Here is a 12,578-nt window from a genome sequence, read left to right as displayed (position 1 = left end):
GTGGCTCTTATTTATGGAACGAAAACAAAAGAACAGCACCAGTAAAAATACGTTTTCAGGTTGTAATCTCTTTCACAACACGACCGTGCACATCCGTCAAACGATAGTCACGGCCCGCGTGACGGAATGTGAGTTGCTCATGATCCAGACCGAGTAGATAGAGCAACGTCGCATGAAAATCATGGACATGGACTTTGTTCTCTGCCACCCCCACACCCAACTCGTCGGAGCTGCCGTAGACCATCCCGGAGTTGACCCCTGCTCCCGCGATCCACGAAGAAAAGACCTGATGATGATGTTCGCGCCCGGTATGCCCTTCGGCTGCGTTATATGGCGTTCGTCCAAACTCAGTCGTCCAGACCACCAGCGTATCATCAAGCATTCCACGCAGTTTCAAATCCTTCATCAAACCGGCAATGGGCAAGTCGACATTCTTCGCCAACGGACCATGTGTTGCCATGTCTCCGTGGGCGTCCCAGTTGTTCGAAGACCCCACGTCAATTAATTCAATGAAACGCACACCTCGCTCTGCGAGACGCCTGGCCACCAGGCATTGCCATCCAAACCCGGTCGTTTGCCCCGGTTCAAGACCGTACATCTTGAGTGTCTCTGCCGTTTCACCGGAGAGATCCATTGCCTCAGGGGCCTCCTGCTGCATCCCGAACGCTGTCTCAAACGATCGAATCCGGGCTTCCAGTGCCTGATCGCCAGCATGTTCATCGAGATGTCGACGATTCGATCGTTGCAGAATCTCCAGTTCCAGTTCCTGCAGTCGCGAATTGGCGACTAAAGGTCGGATATCTGGAATCGGATTCGTCCCAGGAAGAATGTGCGTTCCCTGATGGGCTCCCGGAAGAAAATCACTTCCCCAAGTCTGGTTTCCTGCGTATGGAGCATACGGGGCGATGACCATGAACGAAGGGAGATTTCGATTCTCGGTACCGAGTCCGTAGCTAACCCACGATCCGATGCTCGGCCTCGCGAAGGTCCAGGATCCACAATGCATCCCGAGAGTGCTCTCGTAGTGATTGGTGTGATCCGTGGACATGGAGCGAATCACACACAGGTCGTCCACAATATCTCGCATGTGCGGGAAGAGATCACTGACCTCAATTCCACTCTTCCCCCCTCGTTGAAAGCCCCAGTCGGGACGTTTGAGGTACATTGAGAACTCGCCCAACTTTCCCTGAAAGTTATCAACTGTGATTGTTTTGCCATGATCCGAAAATAGCTTTGGCTTCGGATCGAATGAGTCGACGTGCGACACCCCGCCTGTCATGAACAGAAATATGACCCGTTTCGCTTTCGCGACCAGTGGGGGTTTCCGTGGGGCAAGGGGATCCGCAGTTGTTGAGTTCGCCTGTCCTTCTTCAGCAAGCATACTGGACAATGCAAGCGCTCCGAATCCCCCGGCGGATCGCTGCAACATCCCACGACGAGAGATTGCCCTTCTCGTCAGCGGACTTTCGACTTCGCCCTTGCGGTTCTTTAACATCACATCCCCGCTCAATTCAAATAAAGGAACTCGTTGCGAATCAGCACGGTTCGAATGAATGCTGCCCAGGATTTTTCCAATGCGTTCGCATCACCCAACTCTGTCAATGCCGAGCGATACTCACTGATGAACTGCAATGATTCTTGCAATTCGTCAGAAGTCGCAGGTCGACTTAACGACCGCTCAAATAACTGACCGACACGCTCCCCATCGTCGGAGTATTCCGACACCAAGAGCTTCGCCAAGTCCTGCGAACATTGATGGACAAATTGATTGTTCATCAAAAACAACGCTTGAGTGGGGACTGTGGTCAGCTGCCGATGTGCCGTACTTACGTTCGTATCTGCCCCATCAAAAAGCCCCAGAAACGGATGTTTTTTCAGTCGTTGCTGCATCTGGTAGACGCTGCGCTGCGGTGTGTCGTAAACGGCATAAAACGGACCATGCTGAGAGAAAGACCAACGATCAGTCGGAGGGAACGGATGTTCTGCTCCAACGGTCAGGTCGAGTGTCTCTGAAACAAATAGCATGGCATCACGGATTTCTTCAGCACTGAGACGACGCGGGCTGAACCGCCACAGCAGTCTGTTATTCGGATCCATTTCCGCAGCTGTCTGATCAAAACTGCTCGCCTGCTGATAGGCCGCCGAAGTCATTAAAAGTCGATGCATCTGCTTAATCGACCAGTTGGATTCGATAAATCGAGAGGCAAGCCAATCCAGCAACTCCGGATGAGAGGGAGCTTCACCACGGAAGCCGAAATCGCTTTCTGTGGAAACAAGTCCTCGACCAAAATGATGCTGCCAGATGCGGTTGACCATCACTCGCGCTGTCAGCGGATTCCGAGAATCTGATAGCCACTCAGCCAGCTGCTTTCGCCCACTTCCAACACCATCTGGTAGCGGTGTCCCTCCCAGAATCTCGAGATTTCGACGGGCAACCACTGCCCCCGGCTTTGATGGTTCTCCTCGTAGCTGAAGGACAGCATCTACTGATTGTGGCTGCTCCATCACACCGTAAAGCACCTCATAAGGGCCAATTTGAGTCAGCTCCTTTTTCTCGGTGGTGGCCGCTGCCCTTTCATTGAGAAGCCGTTGATAATCCTCTTTTTTCTGGCGGAGTTCCTGCACTTCTTTGGAATCCAGATCCAATGAGTGCTCCGCCGGCGCAAGCTGAGTCGTTGAAACAACGAGGTTGTCAAATTCACGCGGAGGAGGCGTCCCGGGAATGTAACCGTAGCGATCGACGAACGTGTCATCGATCACCCCGTCCCATTGAGTTGCAAAACTCTTATCGAAAAATTCTATGGTTCCGTGGGAACTCGTCAGCCTGCCCGAATACGTTTTCGATCCAAGATTCAAGGTCAGCTGAATGTTATACCATTCATTCTCGACGAGATCGGCGACTGATTCAAAATCCGCCCCGTTTCGAACAGCCAGATTTCGGCCGGTGACTCCCAATTCGACTGCTGGTGAATGACCGGGACCGTGCCCAAGATACATGCGATAGGCACCATTGAACTCTGAAGCAGCGGACGTGTTCCTGAAATCCAGATTGTAATACAGCACGGGAGTCGACTCAGATGTGTGTTCCTTTCCGAGTGGAAACTCGAATGCATTGTTCTCGTTGTCTCCGGCTGCAAAAACACCGCGAGTGCCAAGTGGGTTGACGTTTCTAAATGGACTCTGCCCCGACTCCACGACGGTGACTTGAGAATAGGATTTGAACGGTTCTCCAACCTGTTGATTCAATGCCTGACTCTCGAACCCATCGAATAGAACCCTGGATTCCTTGAAGGATTGGATCGTCTCATTAAGTTCCCCCAATCGAGCGTCCAGTTGAGCAAGGCGAGCGTCGAAATGTGATTTGGCACGCTCTGCCTGAGAAGCGGGAAGAACCGGGATCAAATCAGCGGGACGTTGGCGTTCCTCAGACCCGGGAAAAGAATACTTGGTACTCTCAAAAATCCCGTACAAGGCGTAATAGTCCTGAGCCGTCACTGGATCAAACTTGTGATCATGACAACGCGCACAACCTAAAGTCAGTCCGATCACCGCCTGTCCAACGGTGTCAATTGTGTCCTGAATGGTGAGATGATGATAGTTCTGGCTATCAAATCCAAACCGTCTCGAGATGGCAATAAATCCGGTCGCAATCACCATCTGACGATAGCGATCCAGTTCTTCGGCTGTCGGCTCACGTTGGAGTCCTTCGATCATCTCCTGACCAAGCAAATCTCCAGCGAGTTGCAGTTTCAAAAACTCGTCATAGGGCATATCGCTTTGGAACGCATCAATTACCCAATTGCGATACTTGTACGCGAGAGGAGTGGGATAGTCCGCCGTCTCTCCCGCGGTATCAGCGTAACGCACGATGTCCAGCCAGTGTCGCCCCCAGCGTTCCCCGTAAGCTCGCGATGCGAGCAGCCGCTCCACGACCTTTGCGAACGCATCGGCAGACTCGTCAGCCAGGAATGCCTCAACTTCCTCCGGTCGAGGAGGGAGACCTGTTAAATCGAAAGTCGCTCGCCTCAGCAAAGAGACCTTGTCCGCTGGCGAACGCATCTGAAGCCCAGATGATTCCAGTTTCCCCTGTAAAAACCGATCCACTGGGTGAACAAAATCGTGATCACCTGTCGATTCGGGGACAGCAGGATCGGAGATTGGTTGAAATGACCAAAAGGCACGTTCCGCGTCTGTGATCGGCCCGCTTCGCAGCTCGGCTCCACCCGTTGAACCAATTCTCATCCCCTCTGGCCAAACGGCACCAGCTTCGACCCATTTCTCAATCGACTGAATCTGGTGATCCGCAAGCGGGCGATCTGGTGGCATCTCAAGGCCGTCTTCACGCCGAACAGCCTTCAACAAAAGGCTGACGTCTGCATGCCCCGGATTGACAACAGGTCCGGAGTCTCCTCCTTTGAGAAGAGCTTCGAAGGAATCGAGTCGTAACCCAGATTCCGCTTTCTTTCCCCCGTGACACTCCAGGCAGTGCTCGATGAGCAAAGGGCGAATCTCACTCTCGAACAATGCGAGTTTCGCTGCATCCGGCTCAGAAGCGTGAACCAATGCCAGACTAAAGATCGAAAAGAGGATTCCATGAACCAGCCGAATCGATCTGTCCATTTCATTCCTCAAGAAAATATCAAAAATTGAGGGCGACTACCGCCTTGCTTCATGCTCGATGTGTCTGAAATGCCCGCTTCCTGATTCTGTGGAGCGTTCAATATCACAACGCCCCACTCAACCCGACGGCATTCCAATCCAGACGACGCATCAACAAAAGTCCAATTATCATACAAATAGCATTGCGTCGTCAATATCTCCTGCTGAACTTTACGGATTCTCGAAAAGTTTCCGTCCTGCGACTCCACCAGTGGAAATTCCAACAAAAAGGCGAACCAAGTCGAATGTCGACCTGATTCGCCTGATATACGAGCAAAGGTCGAACTTCGAACTACACTTCAGCCAACGGCTTGGTCGCGTCTCCGAATCGATCGAGCTGAATCCCCATCTTGTTCATCATCGACAGATAGAGTCGGCACAACTGGCGTTCAGGCTGATCACGATAATCGAGCACGCGCCCCGTCTTGATCTGACCGCCTCCACTTCCTGCCAGGACCACAGGCAGCTGACTGTTATCATGTCCCCCGTTCATCATACTGGAGCAGAACATGATCATCGAATTGTCCAGGCAGGTGCGTTCCCCTTCCTGAATGGCATCGAGTTTACGGGCTATGTATGCCAGTTGCTCGACGAAGAACTGATTCACCTTCAACCAGTCAGCTGTGTCAGCATGAGACAACAGGTGGTGAATCATGTAGTCCACATTCAAATGTGGGAACCGCAACGACGAGTGGTCATTGTTCAATTTCAGGGTTGTTACACGGGTGGTATCGGTCTGGAAACCGAGAACCAGAATGTCGCACATCAACCGCATATGATCGGCGATGTTCTGTGGAATTCCTTCCGGTGGACGCGGCATATCCGGCTTGAGCAACGTTGGACGCCACCCTTGCAACTCTCCCTGCTTACCAGCCTGTTCAATTCGCACTTCGACATCGCGTACTGAGTCGAGGTATTCATCGAGCTTGCGCTGATCTCGCGCGCTGATTGTGCGACGAAGATCGGTCGCGTCCGCGAGCACTGCATCCAGAACGCTTCGATCTCCCTTCTGGGCGCCGTCATTAAACAGACGGTCGAAGGCGAGAGCTGGATAGATCTCCAATGGAGTTGGAGTTGTTGGAGACGTCCACGAAATATGCGAGCTGTAGAGCATCGAATAGTTCTTGTGAACCGATGGGTTCGACTTTTCGCATCCCAGAACAAGACTCGACACCTTGTTCGAACGACCGTAAGTCTGTGCCAGGAACTGGTCGATACTTGTTCCGGAGCGAATGTCTCCACCGGATGCGAGAGGTGCTCCAGAGAGCAGATTCCCGGTCTGTGAACTATGAATATTCCCTTTTGTGGCTTCAGCGTTGTATAGCCCGCGGATGAACAACATCTTCTCGCGGAAGTCGTGCATTGGAGCGAGGACTTTACCAAGCTCCATGTCCTTTCCTTCGCCTTTTGCCCACCACTCTCCGTTATGGAAACCGTTCCCGCAGAAGAGGACAGCCAGACGCACTGGTGCTTCACTTCCTGGCTGTTTCCCGACGGGATCATCCCCCCAGACCGGGAGTGATTCCATCCAGGGGAGGGCCATGCTGACCCCAAGTCCTCGCAACAAATTTCGACGTGAGAAGCGATAGTCGGTCATGGCTTTACTCCTATGTGAGCGTCGTTGAATAAAGGCAGGCCACACCCAATTCCGAGATCGAATGCGGTATCAATGGGCATTCAGGATCGTGTGAATCCTGAATGCCCTGGAGGGATTCTGTTGCTAATGGGCAGCGTGCAAATCCTCGAACGCCGCATCGCGCCCGCGAATTTCGAGGAATTGTGGACTTTCAATAATCTTGTCGATGACGATTTGCACCTGATAGTCGTTTGATTTCAGTTCGTCCTGAATTTCCTCGAGGAGTGGCTCGTCCGAAAGCTGCACAGCCCTCCCCAAGGAATATCCTAACAGTTTCTTACTAAACTGTCTGACAAAAGCGTCCTTATTGTGAGAAAGCAGGTGATTTCTCAGTCCATCCAGCCCCTCATACTTCAAACCGTCCACTGTCTCCACTGAGGTGTCGATCGGCAAATCGCCGTGATCTTTCTCACGGAATTTCCCAATCGCGTCGAAATGCTCGAGCGAGAAGCCGATTGGATCGATCCGGACGTGGCAAACCGCACACTTCTCGTCTTTCGCGTGCAACTCAACCAATTCTCGAACTGTCAGTCCAACGAAAGCATCTGGATCTTCTGGAAGCGTAGGCACATCCTTCGGTGGACGCGGCACTCGCTCACCCAACAACACTTCGCTCACCCAGTTTCCACGCAGCGTAGGACTCGTTCGAGACGCTCCGGACTGTTTGGACAGTGTTGACGCCATCGCCAGGATACCACCGCGATTCTGCTCACGAATTCCATCGACGCGACGCCATTCCTCCCCTTCAACTCCCGGGATACCATAGTGCCCCGCAAGGGCCTCATTCAGGTACGTATGATCCGCATCGAGCAGGCTGACGACGGAACGATTGTTCTGGAACAGATCCAGGAAGAAGAGAATTGATTCCTCATACATCGCATCGCGAAGGCCAGAAAATGCCGGGAAATGCTGCTCGCTCTTTTCATCATGACTATTAAAGTCATAGATGTGCAGCCACTGACAGGTAAACTCTGTTGCCAGACGTCTGGCCTTCGGATCAGCCAGCATCCGCCGAGCCTGCTGCTTCAAAACTTCAGGTTGACCGAGCTTTCCAGCGGCGGCTAATTCATAGAGTTCAGCATCAGGCTGCGAAGACCACAGGAAGTAACTCAAGCGGCTGGCGAGTTCCCAGTCCGAAACACGAGTCGCTTCCGCCCCTTCACCCGGCTTCTCAACGTGATACAAGAAGTCTGGCGACATTAAGACCTTGGCTAACGTCAGACGGAACGCGTCAACATGTGAAAGTTCTTCCGCTCGTAACGCCTGGTAAAGGTTTCTGATCGATTGTTGTTCGATTTCGCTGATTGGCCGACGATAGGCCTGTTCCGCGAACACGAGCAAATGATCGATGTGCTTCGCCTCCGAGTTTTTCAGGACGACGATAAAGTCGTCGAAACTCTTCTGCAGCGGCGCACGGAGTGGCTCAAGGGTCCGCGTATCGCCATCCTGTGTCGTGTATTCCCAAATCTGCTCAAACGCATCCATCGTCGCGAGAGCATCCTGACTGATGTACCGCAATTCGGACCACAACCGATCCAACTCAGCCTTTTCCTGATCATTCAACATGAGACGACAGAGATGATCGTCCTCACGGTAAAACAGCGTCAGCGTAACCACTTCATCGACCGGGACAATTTTCGCGTAGCAGATCGCGGTTGGAAACAAATTGCGGAACTCGTCGAATGCCGCGATCCACTTCTGATGAGCTGCGCTGCCCGGATTGACAACAATTGGAGTCGCTGCAGTCGCGGGTTTCGCTTGGAAGATGTCTTCTGAAGCCCCCCCTAAAGGCTGGGACAACTTCTGGTCGGTGACAGCAAGCTGAACGCTCCCTTCTCTGCCCGATTGGGGAGCGAGTTTCCCAGTCACGACAAAGTCATAACCGGCAACCAGACTCGCGGGGAGTGTGAACTGTTCCACCGAGGGAGCTTTCACAACAAGACTTGCCCGATCGACTCCTGTTTCGCCCAGACGATCGCCAAAGTAGTCTGCTGCGATTCCCCATGACCGAGCCGATTTCTGATCCTCTGCAGTTTGCGATGCCTCGGAAACCATGTCCGCTCGCCACATCGCAGGGCCATCGAATGACATCATCTGCCGATAAAGTTTCGCATTCGGGGAGTTGTCGTCCGCAGGTGCACCACCGCTCAGCAGTTTTTGGAATTCAGCAGCGAGTTGTTGTTTGACCTGTGGATCCTTTTCGATTTGCCAATTCGCCAACAATGAACCGACAGGCAGTTGTACCGTCCCTGAGCCGCCGCTGGTGGCCTCTGCTACGAAATGCCAAACTTGCGGATTTCCCAACCGATCTGCATGTGGATTCGACGCCAGAATGTCTCCTGAAACGTCCGGAGCAAGTTCCCAAACTCGATTCCCGGCACCTTGCTCGATCAGTTTCAGATTGATCGCTGTCAGGTCACAGGAGTGGTCCTGATTTCGTGCCCCGATCATCAATGCGATGGAATCGCCTTTCTGAATCGAGATATTGGGGAACGGTCCATATGGAACGACACTTTGTCCGCCGGCGTCGCCAGAAGCCAGAAGCTGTCGGGTTGAACCGCGACGTAATTCGATCGACCAACTAATTCCATTTCCGCACAATGCATGTGCAGGTTGGACGGTCCCTTCAATTTGAAATGCCCCATCAACAGGGCTTTCCCAGACAACGCCACTTGAGTGCGTCGGCGACGGATGAACGACCACACCATGTGGGACCACCAAACCGGGGATGCGAACTTCTTGATCGCTGGAGTTCGCCCAGATGGCTGGGAGATCTCCTTCATGCCAGCCTTGGACAAAATCATATCCACCGGAGCTGAGATGCTTGCTTGTAAAATGCCCTTGAACGCGAGTTGGGCCTGACCCGACTCCGAGGTACCGCATCCAAGCATGCAGTGCGACTTCATCAATCTCTTTCTCTTTTACGATTGCAGCGGGTTCCACTTGTCGCTGAATGAGATCGTCAATCGCGGCCAAAGACTCCTCTGCACCGTCGAGTATTCGAGCACGGTGTTTTTCAAAATTCTGCATAATGAGCGGAATGTCACGAAGAAGAATCTCCGGCTTACCGGGAGACACCAAGCGGGGACGCTCCCAAATCACAACATCCGAATCAACCCCGTCACCCGCATTCGCTGCAACCAGACTCAGTCCAACTTCGTCGACGGTCACATTCGCAGGAATTTTGAATCGCAGTTCCTGTTGTGATCCGAGTGGCGTAAGCGGTTCGAGCCAGGACTTCGGCCCATTCAACTTTCCGATATGACCGATATTTGAGAATGTCCACAGCCCTTTTTGCCAGCTGCTGATCTCTTCGACGAGTTCCGGCACATTCTCGACAGTGGCTTTTCTCCACTTCTCCTGAACTCGTCCTAGAACTGGTGACTGCTCCGGTGCATTCAACTGATCCCAGAGCAGCTGAAGATATTTAGCGCTCAGCCCAGATTCTTCAGCGACCTGCGCAACGGTCTTGGACTTCGACTGGAGCAATTCCCGTTCGGAGACTGTCGCGATCAGGTACTTCTCAATCGGGAGTCCACCACCATCGTTGGTGTTAAAGACAATCCCCTGAAGATTGACTTTCTCGCCAACACGGGGATCAGTGTATTTCGAGTAAAATCCACGGATTTTTCCAAGCATTTCGTCAGTCTGGTCTCGCTGCGTGGTCGCTTGCGAGAAGCGAAACCCATCCGGTAGCAAAACGCTGTGAGCACTGACTTCTTTCGCTGCGTCGAGATATTTCACCAGCAATGCAGGAGACATCACCAAGGCGTTACCGGTATTGGTAAATCCTTCGCCTGCTGCTCCGTCGACCGGAAATTCTTCAGCAGGATTCAGTCCGGGGACGCCAGTCAGATCACGAAGCGTGTTCGTATACTCTGAGTTGCTGAGTCGGCGGAGAACAACAGGGCCTGGATCGCCAGCAAAGGCCTTTGCTTCAAGCGTCAGAAACTTCTTCACCCAATTGTGAAGCGTTTTTTTCTCGGCTTCGCTCGGCTGAGGGGAGTCCTTAGGAGGCATCTGTCCCGTGTGGAGCATCCCTTCAATCAACTGCCACTGAACGGGATGCTTTCTGACCACCTCAAGTGAGTCGAATCCCTGAAGATTCAACTCAGCCTCAGCAAGATCATCGGAGTGGCAGTCCTGACAGTATTTTGCCAACAGAGGCCGTACCTCTGCGAGATACGGTTTCTCCAAGGCGAGTACTTCTTGCTGATCCGCTTTGGCCACTGCGCCGCAGGAGATCACAATCAGCAATCCTCTCATACAGGTTACGGCAAATCGACGTTGTTTGAAATCGCCGTACTCTCGACGTGGCTGCTGCGTGAACTCTCTTCGCATCTTGTCAACTCTCCATACGGTTGATGTGGCTCTCAATGTGAGCACGAAGTTCCCGCGATGCTCTGGCAACATTGCCATCTCGCAGGTCATCGATCAACTTCTGATGTGATTCAATTCCGACCGACCACTCGGCGTTCTGGACACTTTTCCGAAACCGTTGGAAGAAAACTGCAAGAACATCTGCAAAGGGTGCCAACGGCGTCAACCCTGATGCCTGCATTAACTTCCGATGGAATTCAATATCAATTTCAATAAAACGTTCGGCACTCACTGCCTCACGAAGCATTTGATTGATTACACACAATTCTTCATACCACGCGGGATTCTTCTGGAATGACTCGCTGACATGAGCCAACACACCCGTTTCCAGTGCGACCCGTGAGCCCACCAGTTGATGCAACTCAGCGTTCAAAAGTGCTGGGTGAAACCCAATGCATTCCGTGACACGATGAATGTCGACGCTACCAACACTTAATCCTCTTCCCGGCTTTGACTCAACGATCCCGAAATACTCGAGGGACTTAGTTGCCTCCCGGAGGCTGAGTCGACTCACTCCAAATGTCACTGCCAATTCAGATTCAGTGGGGAGTCGATCCCCTGGATTAAGACCTGCATCGAGAATGTATTCTTTGAGCCGTTTAGCAACAACATCCCGGATTTTTGAACGCCCAACGACCTTTAACATGACTTGATCCCGAATTGGGTTGCAGCAACGCATCACTGCAACTAGATTAGAATATTATCTGACAAACTAAGTCGAGTCAATTCTTTCATCGATGATCGTTTAATTCTGGTGATCACCGTCAGTTCTACAGAGTTCATTCCAAAAACATCTTGCGCCCGAAAGTGTTTTCCAAATGAAGGTTGCAATCACTGACTACAGCTTTCCCGACTTAAAAATCGAAGAGGAAATCTTTCGAAAGCACCAAATTGAACTCGTTGCCTGGAAGGAACGAAAAAGTCCAGAACTTCTCCCGGAACTTGTTGCAGATGCTGACGCAGTCATCACGCAATTCGCATCAGTGGACAGCAATGTCATCGATTCAATGCGTAACGTAAGAGCGATTGTTCGCTACGGCATCGGCTTTGATAATGTCGACATTTCGCAGGCCCGCAATAGGAATATCCCGGTCTGCAATGTCCCGGACTACTGCATTGATGAAGTCGCTGACCACACCTTGGCGTTCATCCTGTCGATGACACGGCAAGTTCTTCCCAACTGCCTGTCCCTGAAGGAAGGGACTTGGGGACTCGCAACGCCTGTCTCAGAAATGTCCGCACTTCGAGACTTAACCATCGGTCTTGTTGGACTTGGACGAATCGGACGAGAGGTTCTCGCTCGCCTCCGACCATTCAAACCGAAAGTACTTGTTTACGATCCTGTGGTGCCAGCCGACGGTATTCGTGAGGCCGGCGGTACACCAGCCAGTCTCGAGGAAGTTCTCGCTTCTTCGGACTTAGTGACCTTACACTGCCCGTCCACGGCAGAAACAAAAGGGCTCATCAACGCCGAGTCTCTCAAGAAGATGAAAACGGGGGTTCGCATTGTCAACGTCGCCCGTGGCGACTTAATTGTGACAGATGATCTCGTCCAAGCTCTCAAATCAGGTCAAGTTGGCGGAGCTGCACTGGATGTCTTTGCACCTGAACCACTGCCAAAGGACCATCCACTTCTCTCAATGAGCAATGTGATCGTGGCTTCACACATCGCTTCCGTCAGTCCGCCCGCCGTGCAGAAACTTCGGGAATCGGCAGCAACTCTCGCAGTGGAAGCAGTACTGGGCAAAACTCCACGGAATGTCGTCAACGGAGTCAAACCTTCCAACGCCACTTCGCCATCGACGTGACTGATCCTGTTTGTGAAATACAGGTGGAAATCGCAGGATTTACTGAGATCGTCCAGCCCGGGACGTCTGCGATTCCCTAATGGTTCAGACACGCC

At 52.3% G+C, this 12,578-nt stretch carries 6 protein-coding genes; 1 reads left to right on the top strand and 5 read right to left on the bottom strand.

The features are described from left to right. Positions 1–55: 55 nt before the first annotated feature. From SH668x_RS04335 to SH668x_RS04315, 5 genes are all read right to left on the bottom strand, one after another. Entirely contained in the window at positions 56–1,495 is a 1,440-nt protein-coding gene (locus SH668x_RS04335; protein ID WP_437187471.1) for a DUF1501 domain-containing protein, read from the bottom strand. 11 nt (positions 1,496–1,506) lie between these two features. Continuing rightward, positions 1,507–4,620, bottom strand: a complete 3,114-nt coding sequence (locus tag SH668x_RS04330) for a PSD1 and planctomycete cytochrome C domain-containing protein (RefSeq protein WP_437187470.1) — start codon at positions 4,618–4,620, stop codon at positions 1,507–1,509. A 331-nt stretch (positions 4,621–4,951) separates the two neighbouring features. Next, on the bottom strand, positions 4,952–6,256 hold the full coding sequence (locus SH668x_RS04325; protein WP_437187469.1) for a DUF1552 domain-containing protein: 1,305 nt from the start codon (positions 6,254–6,256) through the stop codon (positions 4,952–4,954). Between the two features lie 123 nt (positions 6,257–6,379). Beyond that, positions 6,380–10,636 carry a DUF1592 domain-containing protein gene (locus SH668x_RS04320; RefSeq protein ID WP_437187468.1) on the bottom strand — a complete coding sequence of 1,419 codons (4,257 nt, stop codon included), beginning with the start codon at positions 10,634–10,636 and terminating at the stop codon, positions 6,380–6,382. A 4-nt stretch (positions 10,637–10,640) separates the two neighbouring features. Then, entirely contained in the window at positions 10,641–11,321 is a 681-nt protein-coding gene (locus tag SH668x_RS04315; RefSeq protein ID WP_437187467.1) for a FadR/GntR family transcriptional regulator, read from the bottom strand. Positions 11,322–11,493: 172 nt separating this feature from the next. Here SH668x_RS04315 and SH668x_RS04310 point away from each other — a divergent pair, with 172 nt between their 5' ends. Beyond that, positions 11,494–12,483, top strand: coding sequence for a C-terminal binding protein (locus SH668x_RS04310; protein ID WP_437187466.1), 990 nt, complete (start codon positions 11,494–11,496; stop codon positions 12,481–12,483). Positions 12,484–12,578 lie beyond the last annotated feature (95 nt).

Origin of the sequence: Planctomicrobium mucosum (assembly GCF_051466335.1) — a bacterium.
Taxonomy (GTDB): domain Bacteria; phylum Planctomycetota; class Planctomycetia; order Planctomycetales; family Planctomycetaceae; genus Planctomicrobium.
This window is presented reverse-complemented; position numbering and strand designations above follow the sequence as displayed.

Bases quoted from the DNA above. Each gene is read 5' to 3' on its own strand.
- SH668x_RS04335 (WP_437187471.1), bottom strand. From the start codon at position 1,495: ATGTTAAAGAACCGCAAGGGCGAAGTCGAAAGTCCGCTGACGAGAAGG.
- SH668x_RS04330 (WP_437187470.1), bottom strand. From the start codon at position 4,620: ATGGACAGATCGATTCGGCTGGTTCATGGAATCCTCTTTTCGATCTTT.
- SH668x_RS04325 (WP_437187469.1), bottom strand. From the start codon at position 6,256: ATGACCGACTATCGCTTCTCACGTCGAAATTTGTTGCGAGGACTTGGG.
- SH668x_RS04320 (WP_437187468.1), bottom strand. From the start codon at position 10,636: ATGCGAAGAGAGTTCACGCAGCAGCCACGTCGAGAGTACGGCGATTTC.
- SH668x_RS04315 (WP_437187467.1), bottom strand. From the start codon at position 11,321: ATGTTAAAGGTCGTTGGGCGTTCAAAAATCCGGGATGTTGTTGCTAAA.
- SH668x_RS04310 (WP_437187466.1), top strand. From the start codon at position 11,494: ATGAAGGTTGCAATCACTGACTACAGCTTTCCCGACTTAAAAATCGAA.